This is a genomic window from Acinetobacter sp. YH12052, from assembly GCF_013419835.1.
GTDB lineage: Bacteria > Pseudomonadota > Gammaproteobacteria > Pseudomonadales > Moraxellaceae > Acinetobacter > Acinetobacter amyesii.
In genome coordinates, this window is sequence record NZ_VOZI01000005.1 from 118,299 (window position 1) to 141,660 (window position 23,362).

The window sequence follows — 23,362 nt, forward strand, 5'->3', positions numbered from 1 at the left end:
GGTTTTTCAGGAGGATGGAAAATTTTTAACTATATGAAAAACAATGATATTTTAAAAAGCATTTCGTATAACCTCTATTATGTTAAATGAATCTTTTAATAAGGACTAAATTTATAGCCAAAATGATTTAGACATACCTTAATTCCATTAAGTGAATAGTCCATACATCCGTTATGAATACACTTATTTTCTGAAAAGCCTTCATGAGCTAAAACAACTAAGAATTGTTTAATACTGTTTATTCGGTTTTGGCTTAATACTTGGCTCATATCTGGAATTTTAATTCCAAAAATTGGGCCTGTTGGTGTTTCTGGATAACATTCAAAATACCAAGCTTGCTGACACTCGGTACAAACATAATAAAACTCACCATAATCAAATTCTGGTTTAGCTTCCTCACATGGAGGATCTTCAATGAAGTAGTGAGGAAACTTATACTTCATATTGTAGTTATGACTGAAAACATCTGAAAAACTAGTAGGACATACAAAAAAATTATCTACAGATTGGCATTCACACATATTTTTTTGTTCTTTAAAGTTTATCTAAAATTAACATAATACACGTTATGCGAAGTCAAAAATGGGAGCTCTAAGCTCCCATTTTTAGTCTTTAATGCGCTTTTTCGCTTCGTCATAAACTATGCTGTCAGCTCGTTTCCCAACCGTAATGAGCAAGATAACTACCTGATCATCTTTAACTTGATAAACTAGTCGGACTCCAGCCTTTAATAATTTAATTTTGTAGCAACCTGCAAGATCACCTCTAAGCATATTCTTTGGAATATGCGGCTGCTCTATGACCTTGGCAAGTTTTTTCTTAAATTGATCTCTAATAGCACTAGGAAGCTTTTCCCATTCAGCTGTGAAGTCCTTATGACGTAAAAGCTTATAAGTCATCTAAAGTAATTTCCTCAAACATTTCTTTAGGATCATTAATACGTTTACGAACAATCGCTAATAGCTCGGTATCCTCTTCTGAGAGTAAGGCTTTTTGTACAGGGAGTTTCCCAGTCGCTGCAATGTATTCAAGGACATTTGTAAAAAACTCAGTAGGTGCAATACCTTGTTCTCTTAGAACTGAATAAGATTTTTCTTTAAGGGCTTCATCGACCCTGAAGTTAACAGTAGCCATTATTTTTCCCATTTATTGAATGCATAGGAATATTGTAATGCAAGTTGCATTACATGGCTAGTTCGTATAATCGCCATTATGTTAAATGGGGTTATTAAAGTGATTTTTAAATTTTCAACTCACTTTTAGTTGGTATTTGATATTTCAATTAATTTTTATCTTAAATATAAGTGTATAATTTAGATGATATTATTCTACTAAATTCAATTATGAATCCAACAACTGACTCAATTATTGTTTGTATCGGACTATTATTCTTTTTCATTTATTACATTATTTGGATGTCATATGTTAAGAAGCTAAAACAATTAGATCCTATTGTTGAAAAATGTCGTAATAAGTCTGAGTTTTTTAGAAATGAATGTGATGTTCTTAAAAAAAAGCTCAAGGCTAAAATTGTTACAGAGTTGGTACTAAAGGACTTATTTTTAGATTCAACTAGCGTATTTGGAATTTTAAAAGGTATTTATAAGTATAAAACGAATGATGCGATACAAGAATTAGATGATTTAAGTGTAATTTTAAGCTATCCCGTTCATTTTGTTGAGACAGCTAAAGAAATGAATGGTGTAACCATTGTAGTATTTATTATGTGTGTTGTTGGAGCTATCTCCTTTGACTCTTATATTTTTCTTTTAGTTTCAGGTGTTTGGCTTATCGCTTCTGCTGTATTGGAAGGAGAAAAGAAGGAGAAAATGATCTATTTCAAAGATTCTAATTTGTTCATAAAACTTGAAATATGCGAATATGGGGATAGAAGACTTTATTATTTCAGTGAGAATGAACCTGTCTTGGTCGCTGAGGTAATTGTGAAATATGGATCTGAATTTTATTCTAATAGCTTTGAAAAAAATTTATAGCTAAATATTTTTTGATACCCTCTTATATTTCTAATCTTATGATTAATCAGGTTTTCTAAAATTAACATAATACACCTTATACGAAATGCTTTATAATTGTCTTTATTAATCAATGGTATATATCATTTTGATTGGCCCGTATCCTCCAGATCGGGCTTTTTTATGCATTTTTCACGTTCCACGCCTACTATTTAATCAATGTTTCACACTTTTAATTAGCCCAATTGAATAATCAGGATGCCTGGTCTTTTCCTTTTTGGCGTTCATCCAGCTCTTTTTTCATCTCCTTTTTATCTTGGTACGATGCGATCAGCATGATCGGGATCAACAGCGGGGCCACAATAATGCCTAGGGCAATGTCTTTCAGTTTCGGCATGATCTTTCTCCCTTAGTCATTATCAAAAACAGCATTCAGTACACGGCCAAATAAGCCACGTTTTTTGTGTTGTGGCACTGCCACATTTTGCAACGTGGCATGCTGTAGCGTTTGGGTGTGGTATGCCGTAGTTTCTTGCTGTGGCACTGCCACATTTTCTGCAACATTTAATTCATTATTCTTTTTATTATCATTGTCTTGTTGTGTTGTCGCATGCTGTGGCATGTCGGTGTCGCATGCCGTAGCATCTTGTTGTGGTGCTGCTGTGGCAGGTGCAACACTTTTTAGTTCAATGAGTGTTTGCATACGGTCAATTTGTTGCATTAACCGTTCTTCACGTTCTTGGTATTTTTTGACTTCATTTTCTAAATGGGCAATAAGTTTTTTTGTAGATTCATCACCTTCTTGCTTAGATGATTCAATTTTTTGAGGTGTTTGCTCAGGTTCTCCAAAGCATCGAATGACCTCTGCTAGATCGAATTGTCCATCATTGGAGCGTGATAAACGTCCATTACGTACAGCTCTGTAAATGGTTGATCTATCCACATGAAATTTTTTAGATACTTCACTTAGTGATAACTTAGCCATTTACGGTGTCCTTTTTATTTGATGGCATATATCCCACTTTTTTTAGGTATGGGTATAGTTCTTTTATTCGGTCAGGGTCTTGCAGCATCTCAGCAATACGAATAGCAAATTGCGGATAGCTTTCAGTTCCCTGGGAATAACGACCCATTTCAGGAAGTTCAGAAAGTTTATTGGCAAACATATGGCGTTGTGCATCAGTCATCTTTGTAAAGAAATCTAAAGTATTAGGATCTCTATCTACTAGAGGTGGAGAGTCCTTTTTTTTCTGTTTAAAGTTAAACGAAAAACCAGATATTGAGCGACCCCGTTTATGCTGCTCATACTTTACACAAATATCTGTATGTTCATTTATCTGCTTAATTGAAAGTTCTAGCACACGTTCTTTTAAGTGAGCCATCCGTAAATATTCATTATCAAGAACACCTAATTTTTTTCTGAACTCTTGTAGCTCGATAATTGGTGTTTTACCAGCACTTCGCCATTGAATTAGAAGCTCATATAAACGAATAGCATAAGCACTACTAAGGCTACTGACTTGTTGTAGTTCATATTTCGTAAATTGCTCTTCTAACCTGGTGATGAATGGAACGACAGCTGGAGCAAATATTAGGTCTACAGTCGCTTCATTGTCGTTATAAGCAATCTGAGAAACCCAGCGACTCATAACATTTCTGATATTCCCATTAGCCTTTTTTTCTTGATAACTAAACTGACGTGCAAAAAGATCTTTACAAGCATCTTTTAGAGCTTGATAGGCTGTATTGCGGTGTACGCCAAATTGATTGATATAACTATCAGCATGAACTTCTAATGGATCATTCGCATTAATACCTCTACCACTTTCACGTGCTTCAACAATGGCTAATAGTATTAAACGTTGTTCTACTAAATCTAAGTTATAGCTAGCATTTATTAAGGCATTATCTTTTACAACTAAATCTCTCATAGCCACTAATTTTTTATTGTGTATAAGTACACGTTAATATTATTTGTGGACTTATGCAAGGTAAACGTAGTCATATTGCAAGGTAAACGTGGACATATTGCAAGGTAAACGTGGACATATTGCAAGGTAAACGTGGACATATATCCTTTGAAAGTGTTGTAAATAAAGGCTTTCAGCATGTCTAAAAGCATTTAAAAACTTTAAAAATAATTAAAAGCCCAGGTAAGGAAAAATTGCCCTTGGTTTTCGCTACGCTCAAACTCTATTGAATCTCGCTTTCGCTCGATTCGTCGGGGCAATTTTTGGTTGATCTCGTTGTGACTTCAATAAAAAGCAAAAGCACGATGAATTCGCTTCGCTCATAAAGCTTTTTTACTCGCTACGCTCGATCTAGGCTCAATTTTCTGCATGTGATTTACGCTTATTTAGGCTTCACAGCCTAAAAAGCTGTTTTTCAGAGAGTCTAAGCGCGAATTTCAGCGATTTCACTCGTAGACACTCGTTCTGTATCTTTCTTTATTAATCGAGCTGTCATCGCATTTAAAGGCGTTTTAAAGAGCATATGGTTTTTTAAATAAAATCTTTTCCTGCTGTATGCGGATCATAAGAAAAAGAAGGGGTTTGATTCATCAACTTTTGTTGATCTTTTTCTTTATGAGTTTCATTTTTTGGAGCTTCAATGTTATGTATTTTCCCCTGGTGCGGCGTTTTTTCGCTAATGCCCATTTTCTGCAAATTTCTTAATACCGCACTGTAAGAAATATGGTTGGCGAGATCGGGTAAATCGGCATGTATTTCTTTAACGGTGAATCCCGCTTTTAACCGTTTTTCTATTTCAGGCAAAGCCGCTGTGATAAATTTTTTTGCGCCATGTCGAGTAACCATTCAGATCTCCTCATTTCTGTTTTTTATGCGATTAAGTGCAATTATATGCGATCAAGAGCTTTTATATGCAACTATGTGCTTTTAAGTGCGATTATAGGATTTTATAAGCTTTTCATCTTTTTTATGTGCGATTATATGCGATTAAGTGCGAAACATAGTTAGGGTGAAACAGGCAAGATGTGTAATGTTGACCAACATGCAAGCATGATCGGCCCACCATTACTCCCCTTATTCGCTTTTCAAGCTCAACGTGGAATCTTGTCCTACGGAGTTTCTGGCATAGCCAAAATTGATACGCCAAAAGATCATCAAAAAAGGTGTAATTTAAAAAAAAGGTGTATAGGTTTGAGCCTTATATAGTGGCGTTAGCCAGCCGTCCCCCCTGGTCTGTTCAATGACAGCTTATGTGTCGCAATCTCTTTCCTGGGCCATAGAACACTTCAGATCCTCAGCAGCAGCGGTTTCTAAAAAAAGTGTATGGTCTGATGCCTTGTATAGTGGCGTTAGCCAGCCGCACTTCGTATAAGAGATTTTATGTTAATCAGATGATTAAAAGGCCCGTAAATAGGGCCTTTCGTATAACGTGTATTATGTTAATTTTAGAAATACTAAAAATCTAATTTCAATAACAGTAAAAATATTCCAGGTGTAAAAGTGATACTTCAAAGTTCCCAAATGGATGCATTCTTTCTATCCAGATATGATGTCCAGCTTCCCTCAATTTTAGAACTTATGATACTAGAAGGCTTTTATGAGGATTCGGATGCTATTGTCTTTAATTTTTACAAAGATAGGTTAGAGCAGGTGAATTACGAAGCCATAGCTGATGTTTACGGAGATCTAACAGGGTTTGAAGCCTCCAGTAATAAGATTCATATCGAGGATTACGTGGATAATCAACAGTATGAAATGAATGAAATAATCAACATCGGATTCGCATTAGTTCAATTAGTTCAAAACTTATGGAATCAGCTAAGGGATGATGAGTGCACTATAATTTTATCATCTGATTTAGAAAGTGAATTTGGAAGTAATGCCACTCTTAGTTTTCATAAAAAAAGAATGAATGAAATTTTAATGGATAGCTTAGATGACTGCTCTCAAGCAGTATTCATTTGTAGAAACAATGACTTAATATCTGCAAATACTTAACATAAGGGCTGTTACACGAAGCAAAAAGCGTAGGAAAATGGCTCACGGTTTGTATAACTCGTATTATGTTAATTTTAGTAAAAGTTAAGGATTTTTAAGAGTTTAATAAATGAATAGTGTTCATGAAATTATAGAAAAAATACATAATGAATGGGAGATTGAGCCTAAGAAAGCTATTCATAGAGGTATGGAATGTCCCTTTCCTTTACAGTGTTCATTAAATCCAAAAAGCAAAATTTACCCACAAATACCCCAAGTACTTTTACCAAAAGTATTAGAGGATTTTTATACAGTATCTAATGGTGCGGTAATCCTCCCTAAAAATAATTGAGTTTAAAAGTAGAAAATCGAATAACCTTGATTTAAGGAGATTTTCTATGAAAACATCTAAGTATTCAGACAGCTTGATCATGAGTATCTTGAAGCAAGCTGAAGCAGGAACACCCATACCGAACTTGTGCCGCGAACATGGTATGAGCTCTGCTACATTCTACAAGTGGAAGTCCAAATATGGCGGCATGGATCTTTCAATGATGACGCGGCTTAAAGAACTTGAGGCTGAAAATGCCCGTTTAAAACGCATGTATGCTGATGAGCGGCTAAAGTCAGACATCTTGCAAGATGCACTTTTAAAAAAGTTTTAAGGCCTGTTCAGCGAAAGTCACTTGCTCAGCAAGCTACTGAGCAATTTAAGATTTCAATCAGCATGGCCTGCTTAATTTTTAAAGTCAGTCAAACGTGTTATCGCTATAAAGCTCGTTTAGATGAAGAGAATCAACAGATTGCCGAATGGTTGATTCAATTAACCAATGATCATAAAACATGGGGCTTCAAGCTTTGTTTCCTGTATTTGCGTAATGTTAAAAAATACAAATGGAACCACAAACGTGTCTATCGCATTTATAAGGAGCTTGAGCTTAATTTAAGAATCAAGCCTAATAAGCGGATTAAACGAGAACAGCCAGAAACCCTTGCAGTACCGACAGCTAAGAATGAATCATGGTCAATGGACTTTATGCATGATCAACTCAGTGATGGACGTAGTTATCGAGTTCACAACGTGATTGATGACTATAATCGCGAGTCATTGGATATATTGATTGACTTTTCATTGCCAGCAGAACGTGTACTGAGAGGACTTGATCAGCTCATTGAATGGCGAGGCAAACCTAAACGCATTAGAACCGACAACGGCCCAGAGTATATAAGTGAGCTGATGGAAAAGTGGTGTGATCAGCATGGTATTGAGCATGTATTTACTCAACCAGGCAATCCACAGCAAAATGCATATGTTGAGCGATTTAATCGTACAGTACGTTATGAGTGTCTAAATCAATATTTATTTCGAGATCTGAGCGAGGTGCAGGACTATACAACTGACTGGCAGTACTTTTATAATCATGAACGACCTCATATGTCAGTAAATGGTTGTCCACCTATTTTTAAACAATAACAAGGCTTTAGATTTTCTACCCATTAATTCAATTAAAAATGGGGGTATTACCATATGACGTCATACAAAATAAACATTCGATCTTAAAAAATTACCCTATCATGGGGCACTTTCGTTTTCTATTTGAAGAATTTCGACCTGAAATTCGCCAATATTTTATTGAATCTGATCAAGATGCATTGCCCTTTTCTCGTATGCAACGCAGCTTGGTCTATCAACGTGCAAAAAATCAAAATGCAGATAAACCATTTGGTTCAATTGTTGATGTTTACCAAAATGATTATCGCTTTATTAATCACTCTTTGTCACCTTGTATTCCTGCCATTCCTGAAACTTTCCGCATCAATATCGGCAATGAGCAATGTAAGCAACCGTATAGCGCATCGATATTAAACATCTCTGCGATGAGCTTTGGTAGCTTAAGTGCCAATGCCATTCGTGCCTTAAATTTAGGTGCAAAAATGGGTAATTTCTACCATGACACCGGTGAAGGCAGTATTAGTCCGTATCACTTGGAAAATGGTGGCGACATTGTTTGGGAACTCGGTAGTGGTTACTTTGGCTGCCGTACGATTGATGGTCAATTCGACCCTGTACGTTTTGCTGAACAAGCCAAGCACCCTCAAGTCAAAATGATTGAGATCAAATTATCTCAAGGTGCAAAACCAGGCCATGGTGGCATTTTACCTAAAGACAAAATTTCCGAAGAGATTGCTCAAATCCGTGGTGTCAGCCGTGAACATGACTGTATCTCTCCATCTAGCCATCCTGCCTTTAGCACCCCTATTGAAATGATGCAATTTATTCAGCAATTGCGCGAGCTTTCCGAAGGTAAACCTGTAGGCTTTAAACTGTGTATCGGGCAACCATGGCAATTTATGAGTATCGTAAAAGCCATGTTACATACAGGGATTACACCCGATTTTATCGTGGTTGATGGTTCTGAAGGTGGGACTGGCGCAGCGCCAATTGAATTGATCGATAATATGGGTACGCCACTGCGGGAAGGCCTACTCTTTGTCAATAACACCCTGATTGGTGCAGGTTTACGTTCAAAAATTAAAGTGGGTGCCAGTGGTAAAATTATTAGTGCTTTTGATATTGCCAGTACCATGGCAATTGGCGCAGATTGGGTCAATTCGGCTCGTGGCTTTATGTTTGCAGTCGGGTGTATTCAGGCTCAAAGCTGTCACACCAACCAATGTCCTGTTGGCGTTGCAACGCAGGACAAAGACCGTCAAAAAGCCATTCATGTCCCAACTAAAGCAGAGCGTGTTTTTAATTTCCACAAAAATACCTTGCATGGTTTATCTGAACTTATTGCCTCTGCGGGTTTACAACACCCGTCGGATATCCGTGCACACCATCTAGCACAGCGTATTAACAACCGTGAAATTAAAAACTATGCACAGCTACATTTTTGGTTAAAAGATGGGGAGTTACTCAGCTGTGAAAATAAAGATGAAGAAAACTTCTATTTCCGTATGTGGAATATGGCACATCTAGAAAAGTTCTGATTCCTACCCCATAAAAAAAGAGGCGACTACGCCTCTTTTTTTCGTCTAGATCCATCACACCGATTAAGGTAGGCTGTGCTCAATCGTCAATTAGTAACTGATGTTACGCGCGTAAAAGTAATTACGCATTTTTAAAATAATTTTTAAGCCTATTCGACGGAGTCTTACATCTAGGGCTTAAATAACGGGATTAGCCTTCGGCTGGAGGTACTCTTACGAAACGTTGTTTCTCATTTGGTAAAATGAGAAGCGTGCTTCGCAAGGAAACCATCTTGCGGTGCAATGCACCTCACCAACAAAACTCGTTCACTAGCGTCAAATTATTCAAAGTATTGCAAAAACATTTTTGATTAGGAGTAGTCCAGTCTCAAATACTTGCGGATGACCTTCCCGCGTATCGTACTTTTATTTGAATCAAATTACGCTCCTGATGTTAGTGCGTAACATCAGTTAGTAATAAGACTTACTATTCGATTGAGCATGCAAGAATGCAGGGATCAAACCTGTTAATGCAGCACGAATATCGGCACGTTCATTAATCAGCTGATGTGAACCTTCTTCAAGCATGAGAAGCGTCTGTAAACGGAATTTACGACGTATAAACTCAATGTTATAACGCCAATCCACCGTCTGATCCTGTGCGCCTTGAGCTAACCACACTGGAATACGACATGCAGGTCGCTCTTCCATTTCCTGCATCCATTTTGACATGGCCAAAATCCAGTCCATCCCCATCATTCGAGGTTGTAGAGGATCTTTTAAACGTACAAAACGCAAAAACTCAGGGTTATGATTATTCCGTCTAAAATGACGTGGCACTTCACGTTTAATACGACGAATAATGCCTAATCCAACCGAGTTATGCCACCATGCCGTTTTTGCAGGGCGAATCAGCGGAGATAATAATAAAACTCGTTCGACATAAGGGTTTTTGCGATGTTCAGCAAAATCTAACAGATGATGCAGCCAAATCGCCCCACCCGTACTCTGCCCAATCCCTAACCACGGTGTCGGTAATTGAGCTGCATGTTTCACATAACGATATACCGCTTCCAAAACTTGTTGGTAATGATCAAAGTTTTGAATACTGGCTGGCGATCCATTACTTAGACCATGCCCCGGTAAATCATAGGTCAAAACACTAAAACCTTGATCTAAGAGCTCACGAATAATCGGCTGATATATTCCACTATGCTCTAAATAACCATGCAATAAAAATACAGTGCCTTTAATGACATCCGTTTCAGTTTTCAGTTTCGGTTGAAATACTTGTACATGTAATTTGAACAAAGGCATTTCTACATAGCCTTGCCAATGTTCACAGTTCAAGGCATCTAAACCATAAAGTCGTCTATAAGACTGTATTTCAACACTAGGCTCAAAAGGTCGATTTAAATTTAGAGGTTCTAATACTTGTGGGGTTAATTCTCGACTTGGAATAGGAAGATCTAATTGTTTAAGGATTGAAGGATTAAGAAATGGGATATCTGACATTATGGGACCTCCCGACAGTCACTTGAGCCAAACCAAACGTCACGTAAGGTGGCTAATAATTCATAATTGGCACGACGACTATGGTCATAATTTTTTTCACTTGGTCGCCATGTGGTTAATGTCGTTGGCATAGGTGCAACAACAGGAATGGTTTCAATACCATTTAATGCAAATAAACGCCGTGTTCGAGGCATATGATATTGGTCGGTGATTAAAATAACCGTCGGTGCGCCGCCTTTTTTCTGTAAAAGTAACGAACTAAAGCGTGAATTTTCGCAAGTATTCATACTCCGGTTTTCAAGCAATTTCGCATCGACATCATATTGCTTTAACCAAGCTTGCATATACGGTGCTTCCACACCACTCAGTACAATCGGTAGCTTATGTGTGCGTTCGACATCGAGTGTTTTTTCCAGTCGAAGTCGTGTGTAGTCATTCACCACGATATCTTTATCATTTTTATCTAAAGTTAAGCCACCACCTAACACCACGATCGCATACGGATCTGCGGTTGGTTTCTTCAGGGTTTTATCTTTCATTTTGGCTAGATCAAGATAGGTTTCATCATCGATCGGTTCCGCTTCTGAAGCAGCTTGTTCAATTTCATGAGTTTTTAAGAACTCTGTATATTGCGTCATGAGTCCTTTATTTTCCGCACTATTGAGTTCGAGCAGCTCTTTCATTTTTTGAGCAGGATTTTCCGCCATTGCTTCAGAGGATGCCGCCTCGGATGCAGAAGGATTCAGCAAAGGAACTTTCGGTATGTCCTTTTGATTATCACTTATTTCTTTTTCATGTTCTTCTTCAATGAGCTGCTGTAAAGCCTTATAACGCGCTTGTATAAGGGTCAAGTCTTGAGGCTCATCGGACTGTATGGTTTGCTCCATGAGTTGTAAATACGCTTGGCGTGCAATCCATAAATCTGAACCCGGCTCATAGTTATCATCATCACTCAAAGCACCGAGTTTTTGACTTTGCGCTGCGAGCTGATTGACTTCTACAGGAACGAAATAATTTAAACTTTTAACAATTAATTTAGAATAAAACGGCGTATAGATAAAAATCATCAGACAGCCCAAAAGTACAAATAGCACTGCGGCAATTTGTACTAAGCGAACCATCCAATGTGTTTTATGCATAAATCTAAAACCTATGTTTTTATTAATCTGCGTGAGATCGAATCAAGCCATTTGTATCAAATAATACAGGCTCTGGATGTAGTTCAATATTAAATTTTTCAAAAACATCATGTTGTACAGCTTTGTAAGTTGTACGCACATCTTGCAGCGTGGCGTCTTGGTAATTGACCAATACCAAAGCTTGCTTATGAAACATTCCCACTGAACCCACAGATTTCCCTTTCCAACCCGCTTGGTCAATCAACCAGCCCGCTGCCAGTTTTACCGCATTATTCGGTTGTGGGTAATGGGGTAAATTTGGAAATTGCAGCGCAATTTGGTCAAAGGCTTGCTGGCTAATCACAGGATTTTTAAAGAAACTTCCGACATTTGGAAATTCTTTCGGATCTGGAAGTTTGGTTTGACGGATATGAATGACTTGTTGTTGTAGGTTTTCTGCACTTAAGTCTTCGCCTACCGCCTGCTTTAAATCACCATAATTTAATTTTAAATCGGCATGTTTTAAAAGTTTAAAAGTCACATGCGTAATAATAAAACGCTCTGGCTCATCTTTAAAAATACTATGGCGATATGAAAAATGACAATCGGCAGCGCTAATACTACTTTGCTGTTCTGTTACTCGGTCATAGACCTGCACAGATTCAATAAATTCACCCGCCTCAACACCATAAGCTCCAATATTTTGCACAGGTGAAGCACCGACTAAACCAGGTATCAGTGCCAAATTTTGTAAGCCATAAAACTGGTGTGTCGTCGTCCAAAGTACAAAGTCATGCCACACTTGCCCTGCACCCACTTTTAAAGTTTGAGTTGCGGCATCGTCTTGTACATATTCAATACCTTGAATATCCATGTGCATCACCAAAGCATGTATTTGCTCAGGCAACAGCATATTACTGCCTCCTGAAAGTACCAATACATTTAATTGCTCAGCTTTGGCAAAGTCGAGCGCTGCTTGGATATCTTCTACCGATTGAACACGTACATAATGAGATGCTACAGCATCGAGGCTTAATGTATTAAATGGCTTAAGCTGAACCTGTGTTTGAATTTGCATTCTTAAACCTTAATTTTTTTGCTGTGCTTGTAACTGAGTTTTTAAATAATTGACCCAAGCCTGACTGCTAGATTCGCATTGATCTAATACATGTTCAAACCCTGCATCACCACCATAGTACGGATCTGGTACTTCTTGTTGCGGATATTGGTGATCATGTTGACTCATCAAAGACACTTGTGCACGTAGTTGACCGAATTGTTGCTGCGCCTTTTGCATGAGGTTTTGAATATTGTCTAAATTTTCGTAGTCCATGGCCAAAATCAAATCAAATTCAATAAAATCATGAACCGTTAACTGACGTGCGCGTAATGCAGATAAGTTATAGCCTCGTAATTTTGCATGCTGTTGGCTACGAAGATCAGGCGCTTTGCCCGGATGATAATTGCTCGTACCCGCAGAGTCGACGTGAATATTGAGTTGCGCTTCATCACAAAAATGTCTGAGAACCACTTCAGCCGTAGGTGAACGGCAAATATTTCCTAAGCAAACACACAACACCTTATATGGCGTGCTGGATGACATAACAACCTCAAGACTACTTTTATTTCAAGCGTCTTATGTTAAGTTATTTACAGGATGAATCCTATATCAACACTCAAGAATAATGTTTATTTGGATATAAAAAATTAGGGATAAGCCAATGAGTCAATTTCAGTTTCAAACCGTCAGCAATATTATTTCAGGCTTAGGCTCTATTTCCCAACTGAGAGAGGTCCTAGGCGACTTTCAAGCCAAACGTGTCATGCTTGTGACCGACCCCGGTATGTTGCAACAACAATTACATTTACCCATTTTGGATATTTTAGAAAGTATCCATCAAGACTATGTAATTTATTCCAGTATTCAAGCTGACCCTGCAGAACATATAGTTTTGGATGCAGTTCAATTTGCCAAGAATGAAAAAGTAGATTTGATTATTGGTTTTGGCGGTGGCAGTTCAATGGATGTGGCTAAAATTATTGCGATTTTGGCTCATCCTAAGCAAACACAGCAGATCAGTGATTTATATGGTGTAGCTAATGCAAAACGACCACGCTTGCCACTCATTTTGATTCCGACAACGGCAGGGACCGGCTCTGAAGTCACACCAATCTCTATCGTCACTACAGGTGAAACCACCAAAACAGGTATCGTCTCCCCTGTACTGTATGCCGATGTCTGTATCCTCGATGCGAACTTTACATTAAATCTTCCCGCACACATTACCGCAGCAACCGGTATCGATGCCATGGTGCATGCCATTGAAGCCTATACGTCAAAAATTAAAAAAAATCCGTATGCGGATATGCTCGCCAAACAAGCTTTGCGTTTATTAAATAAAAACTTAGCACTGGTTTTACAAGATGGACATAACCTCGAAGCGCGTCAGCACATGCTAGTCGGTTCAATGCTTGCAGGTCAGGCCTTTGCTAATGCACCTGTTGCAGCGGTGCATGCACTCGCCTATCCACTCGGTGGACACTTTCATCTATCGCATGGTCATACCAATGCACTGGTTCTAGCCGAGGTGTTAAAGTTTAATGCACCTCAGGCCAAGCAGCATTATGCAGAACTCATGAGTTGGCTAGATCCATACAGTACGGGCTGTACCGATGGTTTATGTGATTTATTTATTGATCATATGCAAAATCATTTAGATCAGAGCGGTTTGGTGCTAAAACTCAGCCAACTGAATGTGCCTGAAAATATGCTCAATCGTTTAGCAGAAGACGCATTATTACAAACACGACTATTACAAAATAATCCGCGAGAACTGCAGTTTGAAGATGCACGCCAGATTTACCAATCAATTTATGCCTAAAGTTCACTCATTTTTGAAATAAAGAAAATACCAACGATGAAACCTGAAACTAAACGCCGCCAAAACTATCGATTTTTATTTCCAATCCAAACGCGTTGGGCAGACAACGATATGTATGGTCATGTCAATAATGTCACCTATTACAGCTATTTTGATACCGCTGCAAATGCGCTCTTGATTCAACATGCCGGTTTTGATTTGCGAAATACCCCGATCATTGGTTTAGTGGTCGATTCAGCCTGCAGCTTTTTACAAGAACTGTCCTATCCTGAAATCATTGAAGTTGGGGTTTCGATTGAAAAAATTGGCAATTCTTCACTGCGTTATGACTTAGCCATTTTTAAACAAGGACAAAATGAGGCTGCTGCCCAAGGACATTTCGTACATGTGTTTGTCGACCGCCAAACACGAAAAAGCACCTCGATACCCGATGATATGCGATATGCTTTAACTCAGTTTTTACTTTAATTTTTATATCCAGCTTAAAACTTATTTGAGCTGGATATTTTGCAACTCACCATCAAAGCTTTTGAGTAAGTCTTTCACAACAGGCTCTGCATGTAATAACTCATTTGCACGTGCAAACGCTTTTTCTTTGCGGACATGCTGTAAAGCATACGGTGTGGTTTCTTCGACATCTTCAAAGCTGATATGGAAACGACATTTTGACCATTGTGCATGAATGGCTTGTTCCAATACATGCTGTAATTGAGTCACTAAAGCTTCGTATCGCTTTGGAATATGGAAAGTCGATTCACCGTCAATCGTACCGCGCATAATGCCATGCTGCGCCAACTCTTGTACCGCAGGTGAAAGTTGACTATTTCGGAACCAATACTCCCACTTTTCGACCGTCCACTCACCTTCAAGGGTTTGAGGCTGTAAAGTCAAAATATCTTGTGGCATCAAGGTAGAAGATAAGCCCGTTTGAACAGCATCCGAAGAAACGGAACTTTGCGTAACTTGTGGTGATGCTAGATCAAAACCATTGTGGTCTTGAGCCCCCGAAACTGATTCATTCACCACATGCTTTGGTTCAACTACATCTGTCAAATGTGGCTGAGCCGTTTCAGGCTGTGTACTTGTTGGCTCTAAAGCTGTTGATTCTAAAGGTGCAATATCTTCAAAATTTATAGCGCTTACATCAACTTCTGTAGTTTCAGTGCTCGGCGTCGGATCTAAATCGAATAATGTATCTTCTGCCACGGCATCCATAACAAGCGTGTCATTTTGCTGTGTCGATACAGACTCAACCGGTGCAACCTCTTGCGTATCTAGAGTGCCATTTGCTGTAGATGCTGTAGAAGTTTGGCTTATTGCGTCTTCTTCAGGATCATCTAAAAAATCATCAGATGAAGGTTCGTCGGCTGCAGGTGCAGAAACATAGCCATCATCGTCATCATAATGTGAATCATCAAAATCATCGAAAGCTGGCGATGTGTCTACAGCGGGTACAGCTTCAGGCTGCTCAACAGTGGCAACCTGCGCAGCAGACTCAACAACGGTATTGGGTTGCTGCAAAGACTGTGTTTGAGTCGGCTGAACTGTTTCGGCCTGATTTTGAGCAAGCTGTGGCTGTGCGGCTGACTCTTGCTGTACGGCAGAGACCAACATTTCGTTTGGCTGTAATGGTCGGAATGCTAATAGACGCAGCACACACATCTCAAAACCTTGCTCTTGCGTGACTGCCAACTGCAAGTCTGCCCGACCTTTGCATGCGACTTGATAATACAACTGCAAATCTTGAGCTGAAATCAACTGCGACAATTGCATAATTTTTTGATTGATCTCAGCGCTATATTTCAACGCTAAGTCTGGCAAGTATTGTAATAATGCCAGTTCATGTAACGTTGAAATCAACTGATCTAATACCAGCGAAACATCCAACGCTTGTTGACGGAATTGCATGAGTAAAGCACTCACGCGTTCACGCTGATTTTGATGAATGGCTAAAATCAAATCATAAATGATCGTACGGTCAATTAGGCCCAACATGTCTTTAACATCTTGGTGCTGAATTGAACCCTGACCATAGGCAATCGCCTGATCAGTTAGTGACAATGCATCACGCAGTGAACCTTGAGCCGATTCAGCAATTTGCCAAATCGCATCTTGCTCCGCTTGAATTTGTTCTTTTTGTAAGATATCTGTCAAATGCGATGTGATTTCATCCACCGCTAAAGGACGCAAAGTAAATTGCAGACAACGTGAAATTACAGTAATCGGTAATTTTTGTGGATCTGTAGTAGCAAATAAGAACTTCACATGCTCTGGCGGTTCTTCTAGAGTCTTTAATAACGCATTAAATGAATGCGTAGAGAGCATATGCACTTCATCGATCAGATAAACCTTGAAGCGACCTTGGGTTGGTGCATAAGGAACGTTATCGAGTAGTTCTCGCGTATCTTCAACTTTGGTCCGTGATGCCGCATCGATTTCAATTAAATCAATAAAACGACCTTCATTTACTGCTTTACACGTTGGGCAGACTTCACACGGCGTTGAGGTTACACCTGTTTCACAGTTCAGACATTTTGCCAAAATACGGGCAATAGTGGTTTTACCCACACCTCGAGTACCTGTAAATAAATACGCATGATGTAACCGACCACGTTCTAAGGCACTGGTAAGTGCGCGTGACACATGGTTTTGTCCCACGAGTTCAATAAAATTTCGTGGACGGTATTTTCGTGCAAGTACTTGATACATGTATGCTCCTTTTTACAGGTGTAAGCATACTGTTTTTTTGTCTAATAGTGAAATAAATGGCAGAGTTTGGACAATAAAAATCCGATCTTGAGCTATCACAATGATCAGGCAAATTTAATATAAATTACGAATGCTTAAACTGCTTTATTTAAAAGGAAATCACTCTGCATTTGATAGCGTTTCGCCGTCTGGTCTTCCCGAATTTCAAGTAATTGCTGATCCAAATCAACATACAAAAGATTACGCGTTTGCACATTCATAAGTTCTAGCTGCTGCTTTGATTCATCTTTAAAACGAATTACACCTTTTAGCACTTCTACTTCGTTATGACCACTTAGACTTTCACGAGTAAGTGTATAGGTTTGGTCTTCATGTAGCTCAAGAGCCACAGCCATACCGGGACAATCTTCACAACGAGAAAGACAGCCCATACACGGCGTTGTACCTTTAAAATCACCCACCCATGCAGCTTGCTGTTTTTCGGCAGTAATCGCTTCTATCTCTTTTGCTTTCGTTGGAGTTGAATCCTGACAACCCAACATTGCCGACGTTGCGACTAAGGGAATCAAAACAACTTTTTTCATAGGGATATCACAGCAGTCTAAAACAGCGAGGGAAAATAGCATATTTTTCACATTTCCCCAATTTCTGTTCTATCCCGAAGTATCTTAAAGCCAGCCCTTGCGTCCTTTAAGTGCTTTGTCTGCACAGCGTAGCGTTTCTTGAGTTAAGCCCCATAAGCGATAATCGCCGGTAATTGAACCCGTCGCAAAGTTATGTGTATAAGCAAAACTTAAATCACGCTGCGGATCACACCAGGCCCCAGAACCATTAAAACCAATATGTCCAAAACCTTCACTAGATTTACCTAAAGTTAAAATTCGATGATATCCCAAACGCCAATTCATCGGTAAAGGCATAATACGATCACGTTTTTTATATTGAATTTTACTTAAAGATTCAAAAACTTGTGGTGTGATTAAGGTCTGTCCTCGCCACTGGCCATGATTGGCTAGCATTGCATAGATTTTCGCTAAACTATTAGCACTAAATACGCCTGTTGCCGCAGGAATAATGGCTTGCAAACCCTCATCACTAAAAAATGAAAACTTGCGCATTCCTTTTGGAATCATACCATCTTGAAAGTCTTGCAAATTTTGTCCTGAAATTTGCAGGAGCTGATCAAAGATTGACGGTTTTCGTGTCTCGGTCTTTTTTTTCGTTGTCTGCGCTTGGGTATTTTCTTGAACAGAAGCATCTATAGTGCGTTCTTCTTTTTTCTTTTTCGGAATCAAGCGTGCAACCTTACCAAGTTGATGCTCTGGTACGCCAAAAAAAGCATGATCCAATGCTAAAGGCTCAACCAAATAGTGTTGCATCAGTTCAGTAAGCGGTCGACCTGTGGCCTTTTCAAGTACACCACCTACTTGCCAGCCGAAGGTTAACGGTTGATATGCCGCATCAGTTGTCGGCCCAAAACGTGGTTTAGCTTGTTCAATGACGTTGAGCATATGCGGCCAATCTGCCATTTCGGATGCTGTTTCAATGATATTACGGATATCGTATAAACCACTTTGATGACTCAGTATGTGCCTTAATGTGATATCCGACTTACCATTTTGAGCAAACTCCGGCCAATATGTTGCAACGGGAGTATCGTAATCAAGAAAGCCTTCGCTCACTAAAATATGTGCTAGCGTTGCAAGTACGCCTTTACCCGTGGAATAACAGACCGAGGGGGTATTGGACTTCCAAGCTTCTTCGGCTGATTTTTTACCGGTCCAAATATCCACAACTTTTTGACCTTTAAAATACACCACTAAGGCAGCTCCGCCTAAGTGGGTTCGAGCATCCTGCATCCGGCTAAATTGCACCGCCAAATCCTGAAACGCCTCGTCGACTGTACCTTGATAATTATTCTTTTGTGCAAATAGATATTCTTTGAGCGCCTGCATCATCATTCCTTTGAATATGGATCGCTTGAGATTAAAACAAAAAAGCCTAAACCGATATCGATTTAGGCTTAAGTCTTAAAGTGCCTTTACACTTCCCGCTACATGCGGCTTTTTGTTCTTACTATTTCGAATGGCAAACTCTGTATCTTTACCTGTTTGCGCAGTTAGGAACTCAACTTGTGATGGGAGATACATCGGCAGTTTAAACCATACATCTGCTTCATACGCATCTGGCAAAGTTAAGCTCGACAAAGCTTTGGCTTTACTCCACATACCATGTGCAATGGCTTGTTTAAAACCAAACGCTTTAGCGGTTACAGCATGAATATGAATCAAGTTAAAGTCACCAGAAGTCAACGCATAACGGCGACCGGTATTTTCAGAAACATTCCATTCAGCTTGAACTTGCAACTCAGCTGACTTTGTTTCGGTAGATTTTGCCGCAGCTTTGTTCTCGGTTTTTTGACGTGCTAAATACGTGGTTAATGATTCTACAACCACTTCATCGCCCACTTTTGCAGTGGTAATAAAGTCAAATTGCACGCCTTTATCATGTGGCTGTAATTCACCAAATTTGCATGACAATGACAGTGTTTCATTTACACCAACTTTGCGATATTGCTTCACTTGGTTACGAATATGTACCAAACCTAAGATCGCAAATGGAAAAGCTTCCGTGGTCATCATATGCATTTGCAAACTTTGAGAAAGCACAGCCAAATAAATCGCTGGGATATAACCATTGTTTTTAAAGCCACACACTTCGTTATAGGCTTTTAAATGTTTTTGATCGACCTTAAATGAATCCACCACATATTCAACTTGCGGCAGCACTTTTTCAGCTTTAGGCTTTTTAAAAATCAAGCCTTGAATCACTTTTGGATAGGCTAAATAAGGTTTTGGAAGTTGACTAAAATGGCGAGTATTCATACTAAACCTTTGGAAGTTTTTATTTCAATGTTTTAAAAGCATCTTCTCTTGCGCCATATATGGCTCGAGGAGAAGGCTGGAATGAGGGCTAGCCCCATTCCATTTATAGCAATTATTTACCTCTCCCTAACCATATCCTTAAAGGAGAGGGAATTTTAAGAGGAAATTATTAAGCCCCTAACAAGCTTTGACCACACACACGTACCACGTTACCGTTCAAGCCAGTCGACGCAGTTGAAGCAAACATCGCAATCGTTTCTGCAACATCTACAGGTAAACCGCCTTGACTCATCGAGTTCATGCGACGACCTGCTTCACGGATTGCAAATGGAATCGCAGCAGTCATTTGCGTTTCAATAAAGCCTGGAGCAACCGCATTAATGGTTACACCATTTTTCAATAATGGAGCAGTAAATTTAACCACACCAATTACACCTGCTTTAGAAGCAGCATAGTTGGTTTGACCTAAGTTACCTGCAATACCTGAAATAGAAGATACGCAAACAATACGACCATTTGTATTGAAGCCATCATTTTCAAGAAGGTAATCATTTACACGCTCAATCGCAGACAAGTTAATGTTAATCACCAAATCCCAAAGCTCAGGCTTCATATTGGCCAAAGTTTTGTCACGGGTAATCCCTGCGTTGTGCACGATGATATCCAAACCACCTTGAGCAGCTGCAGCCGCTTTAATTTTTTCACCGGCATCGCTTGCAGTAATATCAATCGCTAGCGTAGAACCGCCAATTTCACCTGCAACACGGTCAAGGTCTGCTTGCTGCTGTGGAACGTCTAAACAAATGACATGCGCGCCATCACGTGACAATACATGTGCAATTGCTTCACCAATACCACGGCTTGCACCTGTTACTACAGCTGTTTTGCCTGCAAGCGGTTTATTCCAGTCAACATCCACAACATCTGCTTTCGAAACACGAATCACCTGACCCGATACATAAGCTGAACGTGGTGAAATCACAAAACGTAATGCAGATTCTAAGTTTGCTTCAGCACCTTCGTCCACATAAACTAATTGTGCTGCAATCCCTTTCTTAAACTCTTTACCCACTGATTTTACAAAACCTTCTAATGCACGTTGTGCAATGGCTTGTTTCACAGTTTTCGCAGTCTCTGGTGTTGTACCAACAACGACAACGCGACCAGACGCCTGAATTTGACGTGCGATTGGGTTAAAAAAGGCATATAAGGCATGCAATTGTTCTGAGTTTTGAATACCTGAAGCATCAAACACCACAACTTTAAACTTAGACTCTTTATCGCCTTCGTTGAATGCGCTTAAGTTTAGACCTGATTTTGCCGCAGCTTGTTGTAATTCAGCATTATTGCCTGCATAGCTATTGGCATGAATATTTGCCAAGACTTGTGCAATAGCACCAGATAATGTTGAAGCAGGCGCTGCACCGAATAAAACCGCACCTTTAACTACAGGTGTTGCAGACTCAAAACGCTCTAAAAAAGTCGGTGATGGTAAACCTAAATTTTTGATGACAAATTTACCAATAGGAGATTTTGCAAATGTTTGGTATTGATCAGTCATGTTTATTATCTCTCATACAGATTAATTTTTGATGGATCTGAAGATATCCCTTTAACTTCAAGATGATGTCAGATACTTATATTTCAATAGTTCCATCAGTTTCCATGGAATCATACTTGAGTTAAACCGCAGATGGCTTGACCTGAATGCTTTAGCGAATGTCATTTTAGTCAATTTACCCCTTTGTTGAATATGCTAATGTAGCCGTCAAGAAGATCATCAACATGCTTGGAAAAGCCTTATGAGCAAAACAACTCAAGAAAATCCAGCAGTCGAAAGTCCGACTACGGAAACTGTGTCAAATACATCAAAGAGTACGCCACGTACCGCTAAAAGTACGGGCACAGCAACCAAGTCTACAAGTGATGCCGCTAAAATAAGCCGTCCTCGTCGTGCATCTACACGTACTAAGACACCCGCTTCAAACCCTAAAACAGCTTCAAAATCAACAACTCAAACGTCTGTTCAACAGGATAATACCATGAGTCAAAACACAGTTCGCCGCGTTGCTATTATCGGTGGTAATCGTATTCCTTTCGCTCGTTCTAACGGCGCTTACTTCACTGCATCAAACAGCGATATGTTCACCGCTGCATTAAATGGTCTTGTTGAACGTTTCAATCTTCAAGGTCAACGCCTTGGTGAAGTTGTTGCTGGTGCCGTGTTAAAACATAGTCGTGACTTTAACATGACCCGTGAGTGTGTACTCAATACCGAACTTGCTCCTGAAACACCTGCTTACGATATTCAACAAGCATGTGGTACGGGTTTACAAGCTGCTTTCTTAGTTGCTAATAAAATTGCTTTGGGTCAAATCGAAGTGGGTGTTGCTGGCGGTGTAGATACAACCTCTGATGCACCGATCGCTTTTGGTGATGGCCTACGTAAAGCTTTACTTGAGTTGAACATTGCTAAAACGGGTAAAGACCGCCTGAAAGCATTAACTAAAATTAATGTTAAAGATTTGATGGATGCACCGAAGAACGGTGAACCACGTACAGGTCTTTCTATGGGTGACCATCAAGCAATTACGACACTTGAATGGGGTATCTCTCGTGAAGCGCAAGATGAACTTGCTGCATCTTCACATCAAAAAATGGCAGCTGCATATGAAGAAGGTTTCTTCGATGACCTTATTACGCCATTCCTAGGTTTAGAACGTGACAACAACTTACGTGCAGACTCTTCTGTAGAAAAACTTGCGAAGTTAAAACCAGCGTTTGGTAAAGGCGATGCACGTACGATGACTGCGGGTAACTCGACTCCACTAACTGATGGTGCGTCATGTGTCCTTCTTGCCTCTGAAGAATGGGCAAAAGCAAACGGTCACGAAGTTCTTGCTTATTTAACTTTCCAAGAAACAGCGGCGGTTGACTTTGTCGAGAAAAAAGAAGGCTTATTGATGGCGCCTGCTTATGCAGTGCCTCGTATGCTTGAACGTGCAGGTATTACGCTACAAGATTTCGATTACTATGAAATTCATGAAGCATTTGCATCTCAAGTATTGTCTACACTGAAAGCATGGGAAGATCCTAAATTCTGTAAAGAACGTTTAGGCTTAGATGCACCATTGGGTTCAATTGATCGTTCTAAATTGAACGTGAAAGGTTCATCTCTTGCTGCAGGTCACCCATTTGCTGCAACTGGCGGTCGTATTATCGCAACTGCTGCAAAACTATTGAACCAAAAAGGTTCAGGCCGTGTACTTGTATCGATCTGTGCTGCGGGTGGTCAAGGCGTAACAGCGATTATTGAAAAATAATCCTTTATGCTTTAAAGCAAAAAACCGCTCTTATGAGCGG

Annotated in this window: 22 protein-coding genes and 2 pseudogenes; 8 read left to right on the plus strand and 16 right to left on the minus strand. The window is 39.5% G+C overall.

The annotated features are described in order from the left end of the window. Nucleotides 1–95: 95 nt before the first annotated feature. The 3 genes from FTU06_RS05130 to FTU06_RS05140 all read right to left on the minus strand — a co-directional run bounded on the left by FTU06_RS05130 (nt 96) and on the right by FTU06_RS05140 (nt 1,134). Nucleotides 96–521, minus strand: a complete 426-nt coding sequence (locus FTU06_RS05130; RefSeq protein ID WP_168379835.1) for a hypothetical protein — start codon at nt 519–521, stop codon at nt 96–98. Nucleotides 522–605: 84 nt separating this feature from the next. After that, a complete protein-coding gene (locus FTU06_RS05135) occupies nt 606–899 on the minus strand; it encodes a type II toxin-antitoxin system RelE/ParE family toxin (RefSeq protein ID WP_074947749.1) in 294 nt (97 codons plus the stop codon). Next, on the minus strand, nt 889–1,134 hold the full coding sequence (locus tag FTU06_RS05140) for a type II toxin-antitoxin system RelB/DinJ family antitoxin (protein ID WP_111885987.1): 246 nt from the start codon (nt 1,132–1,134) through the stop codon (nt 889–891). Before FTU06_RS05140 ends, FTU06_RS05135 begins: the two co-directional genes overlap by 11 nt. 209 nt (nt 1,135–1,343) lie before the next feature. On the opposite strand from FTU06_RS05140, the gene FTU06_RS05145 reads away from it, so the two are divergent. Continuing rightward, nucleotides 1,344–1,994, plus strand: coding sequence for a hypothetical protein (locus FTU06_RS05145; protein ID WP_180145351.1), 651 nt, complete (start codon nt 1,344–1,346; stop codon nt 1,992–1,994). A 232-nt stretch (nt 1,995–2,226) separates the two neighbouring features. Here FTU06_RS05145 and FTU06_RS05150 read toward each other — a convergent pair whose 3' ends face one another. From FTU06_RS05150 to FTU06_RS05165, 4 genes are all read right to left on the minus strand, one after another. Then, entirely contained in the window at nt 2,227–2,370 is a 144-nt protein-coding gene (locus tag FTU06_RS05150; RefSeq protein WP_180145355.1) for a hypothetical protein, read from the minus strand. A 12-nt stretch (nt 2,371–2,382) separates the two neighbouring features. Next, on the minus strand, nt 2,383–2,958 hold the full coding sequence (locus FTU06_RS05155; RefSeq protein WP_180145358.1) for a plasmid replication DNA-binding protein: 576 nt from the start codon (nt 2,956–2,958) through the stop codon (nt 2,383–2,385). Beyond that, on the minus strand, nt 2,951–3,904 hold the full coding sequence (repM, locus tag FTU06_RS05160) for a replication initiation protein RepM (protein WP_164543278.1): 954 nt from the start codon (nt 3,902–3,904) through the stop codon (nt 2,951–2,953). Before repM ends, FTU06_RS05155 begins: the two co-directional genes overlap by 8 nt. 570 nt (nt 3,905–4,474) lie before the next feature. Continuing rightward, nucleotides 4,475–4,789, minus strand: coding sequence for a hypothetical protein (locus FTU06_RS05165; protein WP_180090338.1), 315 nt, complete (start codon nt 4,787–4,789; stop codon nt 4,475–4,477). A gap of 675 nt (nt 4,790–5,464) precedes the next feature. Between FTU06_RS05165 and FTU06_RS05170 the strand changes: the two genes are divergently transcribed. From FTU06_RS05170 to FTU06_RS05185, 4 genes and pseudogenes are all read left to right on the plus strand, one after another. Beyond that, nucleotides 5,465–5,941: a hypothetical protein gene (locus tag FTU06_RS05170; protein ID WP_218954046.1), complete on the plus strand. Its 477-nt coding sequence runs from the start codon at nt 5,465–5,467 to the stop codon at nt 5,939–5,941. A gap of 109 nt (nt 5,942–6,050) precedes the next feature. Continuing rightward, nucleotides 6,051–6,248: pseudogene (locus tag FTU06_RS05175) on the plus strand (SMI1/KNR4 family protein); the annotation flags it as partial. A 70-nt stretch (nt 6,249–6,318) separates the two neighbouring features. Further along, nucleotides 6,319–7,394 (plus strand): IS3-like element ISAba20 family transposase gene (locus tag FTU06_RS05180; RefSeq protein ID WP_087514472.1). Its coding sequence is split into 2 segments (ribosomal slippage): nt 6,319–6,571 and nt 6,571–7,394, totalling 1,077 coding nucleotides; the frame shifts between segments, so codons are not numbered across the junction. Between the two features lie 53 nt (nt 7,395–7,447). Next, nucleotides 7,448–8,911 (plus strand): annotated as a pseudogene (locus tag FTU06_RS05185) (FMN-binding glutamate synthase family protein); the annotation flags it as partial. A gap of 450 nt (nt 8,912–9,361) precedes the next feature. Here FTU06_RS05185 and FTU06_RS05190 read toward each other — a convergent pair. Genes FTU06_RS05190 through FTU06_RS05205 form a run of 4 tightly spaced genes read right to left on the minus strand, consistent with a single transcriptional unit; the run spans nt 9,362 to nt 13,126 of the window. Then, nucleotides 9,362–10,405 (minus strand): alpha/beta hydrolase, encoded by a 1,044-nt coding sequence (locus FTU06_RS05190; RefSeq protein WP_180007903.1) that lies wholly within the window; start codon nt 10,403–10,405, stop codon nt 9,362–9,364. Then, entirely contained in the window at nt 10,405–11,544 is a 1,140-nt protein-coding gene (locus FTU06_RS05195; protein WP_180007902.1) for a YdcF family protein, read from the minus strand. The genes FTU06_RS05190 and FTU06_RS05195 overlap by 1 nt, the downstream gene beginning before the upstream one ends. Nucleotides 11,545–11,566: 22 nt before the next feature. Continuing rightward, nucleotides 11,567–12,601, minus strand: a complete 1,035-nt coding sequence (gene murB / locus FTU06_RS05200) for a UDP-N-acetylmuramate dehydrogenase (RefSeq protein WP_180022008.1) — start codon at nt 12,599–12,601, stop codon at nt 11,567–11,569. A gap of 9 nt (nt 12,602–12,610) precedes the next feature. After that, the gene (locus FTU06_RS05205; protein WP_111884272.1) at nt 12,611–13,126 is read right to left on the minus strand and encodes a low molecular weight protein-tyrosine-phosphatase; all 516 of its coding nucleotides are present in this window, start codon (nt 13,124–13,126) and stop codon (nt 12,611–12,613) included. A gap of 118 nt (nt 13,127–13,244) precedes the next feature. Here FTU06_RS05205 and FTU06_RS05210 point away from each other — a divergent pair, with 118 nt between their 5' ends. Together FTU06_RS05210 and FTU06_RS05215 are read left to right on the plus strand one after the other, a co-directional pair. Continuing rightward, complete coding sequence (locus FTU06_RS05210; protein WP_180109233.1) at nt 13,245–14,405, plus strand: iron-containing alcohol dehydrogenase; 1,161 nt, start codon at nt 13,245–13,247, stop codon at nt 14,403–14,405. A gap of 36 nt (nt 14,406–14,441) precedes the next feature. Further along, complete coding sequence (locus tag FTU06_RS05215; protein WP_180007898.1) at nt 14,442–14,873, plus strand: thioesterase family protein; 432 nt, start codon at nt 14,442–14,444, stop codon at nt 14,871–14,873. Between the two features lie 21 nt (nt 14,874–14,894). Here the strand turns inward: FTU06_RS05215 and dnaX are convergent, their stop codons facing one another. The 5 genes from dnaX to FTU06_RS05240 form a co-directional block, all read right to left on the minus strand. Next, complete coding sequence (dnaX, locus tag FTU06_RS05220; RefSeq protein ID WP_180145363.1) at nt 14,895–17,114, minus strand: DNA polymerase III subunit gamma/tau; 2,220 nt, start codon at nt 17,112–17,114, stop codon at nt 14,895–14,897. Nucleotides 17,115–17,248: 134 nt separating this feature from the next. Next, the gene (locus FTU06_RS05225; protein WP_180007896.1) at nt 17,249–17,698 is read right to left on the minus strand and encodes a copper resistance protein NlpE N-terminal domain-containing protein; all 450 of its coding nucleotides are present in this window, start codon (nt 17,696–17,698) and stop codon (nt 17,249–17,251) included. An 84-nt stretch (nt 17,699–17,782) separates the two neighbouring features. After that, nucleotides 17,783–19,069, minus strand: a complete 1,287-nt coding sequence (locus FTU06_RS05230; protein ID WP_180145366.1) for a serine hydrolase — start codon at nt 19,067–19,069, stop codon at nt 17,783–17,785. 75 nt (nt 19,070–19,144) lie between these two features. After that, complete coding sequence (locus FTU06_RS05235; protein ID WP_078188603.1) at nt 19,145–19,999, minus strand: MaoC/PaaZ C-terminal domain-containing protein; 855 nt, start codon at nt 19,997–19,999, stop codon at nt 19,145–19,147. A 169-nt stretch (nt 20,000–20,168) separates the two neighbouring features. Continuing rightward, a complete protein-coding gene (locus FTU06_RS05240; protein WP_180133128.1) occupies nt 20,169–21,560 on the minus strand; it encodes a 3-oxoacyl-ACP reductase in 1,392 nt (463 codons plus the stop codon). A 241-nt stretch (nt 21,561–21,801) separates the two neighbouring features. Between FTU06_RS05240 and FTU06_RS05245 the strand changes: the two genes are divergently transcribed. Next, nucleotides 21,802–23,322 (plus strand): acetyl-CoA C-acetyltransferase, encoded by a 1,521-nt coding sequence (locus tag FTU06_RS05245; RefSeq protein ID WP_180145369.1) that lies wholly within the window; start codon nt 21,802–21,804, stop codon nt 23,320–23,322. The last annotated feature ends 40 nt before the right edge of the window (nt 23,323–23,362 follow it).